This window comes from Pseudomonas sp. Sample_24, from assembly GCF_004307605.1.
Classification (GTDB): Bacteria; Pseudomonadota; Gammaproteobacteria; order Pseudomonadales; family Pseudomonadaceae; genus Aquipseudomonas.
Genome location: NZ_RCNW01000186.1, coordinates 1 through 4663, shown reverse-complemented (window position 1 = coordinate 4663; position 4663 = coordinate 1). Strand labels below are relative to the sequence as shown.

Annotated in this window: 3 protein-coding genes; all 3 read left to right on the top strand. The window is 61.2% G+C overall.

What is annotated here, in order from left to right; genetic code table 11:
* Positions 1-161 (top strand): redoxin family protein (locus tag D8V06_RS09675; protein ID WP_347238568.1); only part of this gene is annotated, 161 nt, incomplete at its 5' end.
* A 371-nt stretch (positions 162-532) separates the two neighbouring features.
* Positions 533-1849: an MdtA/MuxA family multidrug efflux RND transporter periplasmic adaptor subunit gene (locus D8V06_RS09670; RefSeq protein WP_130930868.1), complete on the top strand. Its 1317-nt coding sequence runs from the start codon at positions 533-535 to the stop codon at positions 1847-1849.
* The coding region (locus D8V06_RS09665; RefSeq protein WP_130930867.1) for an efflux RND transporter permease subunit at positions 1846-4663 on the top strand (2818 nt) is incomplete at its 3' end. The genes D8V06_RS09670 and D8V06_RS09665, both read left to right, overlap by 4 nt.

Genomic DNA, 4663 nt, shown 5'->3' with positions numbered 1-4663 from the left:
TCGAAAACTACGGCGTGGCCATCGCTGACGGCCCACTGAAAGGCCTGACCGCTCGTGCCGTGGTGGTTCTGGACGAGAATGACAACGTGCTGCACAGCGAACTGGTCAAGGAAATCGCTGAAGAGCCGAACTACGAAGCAGCGCTCGCTGCCCTGAAATAAGCATACCTTTACAAAGTTTAACGCCTCCTAATCTCCACAATGCTGTTCAGTTAAGAGATAGAGCGAGTAATCAGTAACCTGTGGAGGGGGAGCTTGCCGGAGCGCCGCATCGTCCCGCTGGACCGCTTAGCAGTCCCATTTTTGGGGCCGCTTCGCGCTCCAGCGGGAGCAAGCTCCCTCGCCACAGGTGCAGTGTTCGTCCTTAACTGAATAGCATTACCCCTCTGTCCAGGCCGTTTTCATTTGTGTTTCAGTGTCTTGGATAAATCTTCTGTTACGTAAGCCGAAGGTAAATTGCCGGTAAAGGCACTTTGCTTAATCCCCGCCAGTGCTTATCGTTCAGCCTCATGTAAAACAAGCCCACGCGCCCAATGGTTGATCATTCAATGCAATCCTCTGCTTCCCGTAGTCCTCGTCGCTGGCTGTTCGGCCTGCTTGTCCTGCTGGTCATCGCTGGCCTGTGCTGGAAATTCTGGCCCGGCAGTACTGCGCCCAAAGAGGGGGCGGGGCAGAAAGCCGTGGCCGGACACACAGGCCGTTCGGGCGGTATGCGTCCGGGGTTCGGCGGGGCGTCCGGGCCCGTTCCGGTGCGTGTGGCGCCGGCGGTCACCGGTGACTTCCCGCTGTATTACAAGGCGCTGGGCACGGTCACCGCGCTGAACACGATCAATGTGCGCAGCCGCGTGGGCGGTGAGCTGGTCAAGATCCATTTCGAGGAAGGGCAGATGGTCAAGGCCGGCGATCTGCTGGCCGAGATTGATCCGCGTCCTTACCAGAACGCGCTGCTCCAGGCCGAAGGCACCTTGCTGCAGAATCAGGCGCAACTGAAGAACGCCCAGGTCGACGTCGAGCGCTATCGCGGCCTTTATCGCGAAGACAGCATCGCCAAGCAGACCCTGGACACCGCCGAAGCACTGGTCGGCCAGTACCAGGGCACGGTCAAGACCAATCAGGCGGCAGTCAACGACGCCAAGCTCAATCTCGAATTCACCCGGATCCGGGCGCCCATCGCTGGTCGCGTCGGTTTGCGTCAGCTCGATGTCGGTAACCTGGTAGCGGCCAATGACACCACGGCATTGGCGATCATTACCCAGACACAGCCGATCAGCGTCGCCTTCACCTTGCCGGAAAACAGCCTCGAGACCGTACTGGCCCGTTATCGCAGCGGTGCAAAACTGCCCGCCGAAGCCTGGGATCGCGGCGACACCAAATTGCAGGCCACCGGCGTGCTGCAGAGCCTGGACAACCAGATCGATGTCACCACCGGCACCCTGAAATTCAAGGCGCGTTACGACAACCGTGACCAGGCGCTGTTTCCCAACCAGTTCGTCAATGTGCGCCTGCTGGCCGACACCCTCAAAGGCGTGGTGCTCGCACCTTCGGCAGCGATTCAGTTCGGCACCAACGGCACGTTCGTCTATGCCCTGGACGGCGACAAGAAGGTCAAGATTCGTCAACTGAAGATCGGTGCCAGCGACGGTGAGAACACCGTGGTCACCGAAGGCCTGGCCGCCGGTGATCGTGTGGTGCTGGAAGGCACTGATCGCTTGAAGGACGGCAGCGATGTGGAAGTGGTCAACGATCCGCAGCAAGTGCCGACCAGCCCAGCCGGTCATCTACAGGGCAAATCCGCGGCTATCACGACTGAACCGGCACCTGCCGACAAGGCGAAAAAGGGCGGCGCATGAATCTCTCGCGGCTGTTCATCCTTCGTCCGGTAGCGACGACCCTGAGCATGCTGGCCATTATTCTGGCCGGTGTGATCGCCTATCGGTTGCTGCCCGTGTCGGCCTTGCCCCAGGTCGACTACCCGACCATTCGGGTCATGACGCTCTATCCCGGCGCCAGCCCGGATGTCATGACCAGCGCCGTGACTGCGCCCCTTGAACGCCAGTTCGGGCAAATGCCCGGTCTGACGCAAATGGCCTCCACCAGTTCTGGTGGTGCGTCGGTCCTGACCTTGCGGTTCAGCCTCGACATCAACATGGACGTGGCCGAGCAGCAGGTGCAAGCGGCCATCAACGCCGCCACCAATCTGCTGCCCTCGGACCTGCCGGCGCCGCCGGTGTACAACAAGGTCAACCCGGCCGATACGCCGGTGCTGACCCTGGCCATCACGTCCAAGACCATGCTGTTGCCAAAGCTCAATGACCTGGTCGACACCCGCATGGCGCAAAAGATTGCCCAGATCAGCGGCGTCGGTATGGTCAGCATTGCCGGTGGCCAGCGTCAGGCCGTGCGAATCAAGGTCAATCCCGAGGCGCTCGCCGCCAACGGCCTGAACCTGTCCGATGTGCGCACGTTGATCGGTGCCTCCAACGTCAACCAGCCCAAGGGCAACTTCGACGGCCCGACCCGGGTGTCGATGCTTGATGCAAACGATCAACTGACCTCGCCCAAGGACTACGCCAACCTGATCCTCGCTTACGCCAACGGTGCGCCCCTGCGCCTCAAGGACGTGGCGGAAATCGTCGACGGCGCCGAAAACGAGCGTCTGGCCGCGTGGGCCAACGAAAACCAGGCGGTGTTGTTGAACATCCAGCGCCAGCCCGGAGCCAACGTCATCGAAGTGGTCGACCGGATCAAGGCCTTGCTGCCGAGCATCACCGACAACCTGCCGGCTGGTCTCGATGTGGTGGTCCTCACCGACCGCACCCAGACCATCCGTGCCTCGGTCAAGGATGTGCAACACGAGCTGCTGATCGCCATTGCGTTGGTGGTCATGGTCACGTTCCTGTTCCTGCGTCGGGCCAGTGCGACGATCATTCCGTCGGTGGCCGTGCCCCTGTCGCTGATCGGCACCTTCGGCGTGATGTACCTGGCGGGGTTCTCGGTCAATAACCTGACCCTGATGGCCCTGACCATCGCCACCGGTTTTGTGGTGGACGATGCGATCGTCATGCTGGAGAACATTTCCCGGTTTATCGAGGAGGGCGACAGCCCACTGAACGCCGCGCTCAAGGGCGCAAAACAGATCGGCTTCACCCTGATTTCCCTGACCCTGTCGCTGATCGCCGTACTGATTCCGCTGCTGTTCATGGCCGATGTGGTAGGGCGCCTGTTCCGCGAGTTCGCCATTACCCTGGCGGTCGCCATCCTGATTTCGCTTGTGGTGTCCCTGACCCTGACGCCGATGATGTGCGCGCGCCTGCTCAAGCGCGAGCCCAAGGAACAGGAACAGGGTCGTTTCTACCGGACCAGCGGCGCGTTCATCGACTGGATGATCGCGGCGTACGGGCGCAAGTTGCAGTGGGTGCTAAAGCACCAGCCGCTGACGCTGATGGTGGCCATCGGTACCTTGGCGCTGACTGTGTTTCTGTACATGGTGGTGCCCAAGGGCTTTTTCCCGGTGCAGGACACCGGGGTGATCCAGGGCATTTCCGAGGCGCCGCAGTCGATTTCCTTCGCGGCGATGAGTGAGCGTCAGCAAGCGCTGGCCAAGGTCATCCTCGCGGATCCGGCGGTCGAGAGCCTGTCGTCCTACATCGGGGTGGATGGCGACAACTCGACACTCAACAGTGGCCGCTTGCTGATCAACCTCAAATCCCACAGTGACCGCGACCTGAGCGCCACTGAGGTGATTGCGCGCCTGCAACCGGAACTGGACAAACTGGTGGGCATCCGCCTGTTCATGCAGCCGGTACAGGACCTGACCATCGAGGACCGGGTCAGCCGCACGCAGTACCAGTTCAGCATGTCCTCGCCGGACTCCGAACTGCTCAGCCTGTGGAGTGGGCGTCTGGTGGAGGCGTTGGCACAACAGCCTGAACTGACTGATGTCGCCAGCGATTTGCAGGACAAGGGCTTGCAGGTCTATCTGGTGATCGACCGTGATGCGGCGTCGCGGCTCGGCGTGTCGGTGTCGAACATCACCGATGCGCTGTATGACGCCTTCGGTCAGCGGCAGATTTCCACGATCTACACCCAGGCCAGCCAGTATCGGGTGGTGCTGCAATCGCAATCCGGCGAGAAAATCGGCCCGCAGGCGCTGGACCAGATCCACGTCAAGACCACCGATGGCGGGCAGGTGCGCTTGTCCAGTCTGGCGCGCATCGAAGAGCGCCAGGCGCAACTGGCGATTACCCACATCGGTCAGTTCCCGGCGGTGATGATGTCGTTCAACCTCGCGCCCGGCGTGGCGTTGGGGCATGCGGTGGAGATCATCGAGCAGGTGCAAAAGGACATCGGCATGCCGATCGGTGTGCAGACCCAGTTCCAGGGCGCTGCCGAGGCGTTCCAGGCTTCGCTGTCGAGTACTTTGCTGCTGATCCTGGCGGCGGTGGTGACCATGTACATCGTGCTGGGCGTACTCTACGAGAGCTACATCCACCCGATCACCATTCTCTCGACCTTGCCCTCGGCGGCGGTCGGCGCCTTGCTGGCGTTGATCCTGAGCGGCAATGACCTGGGGATGATCGCGATCATTGGTATCATTCTGCTGATCGGTATCGTCAAGAAGAACGCGATCATGATGATCGACTTCGCCCTCGACGCCGAACGCA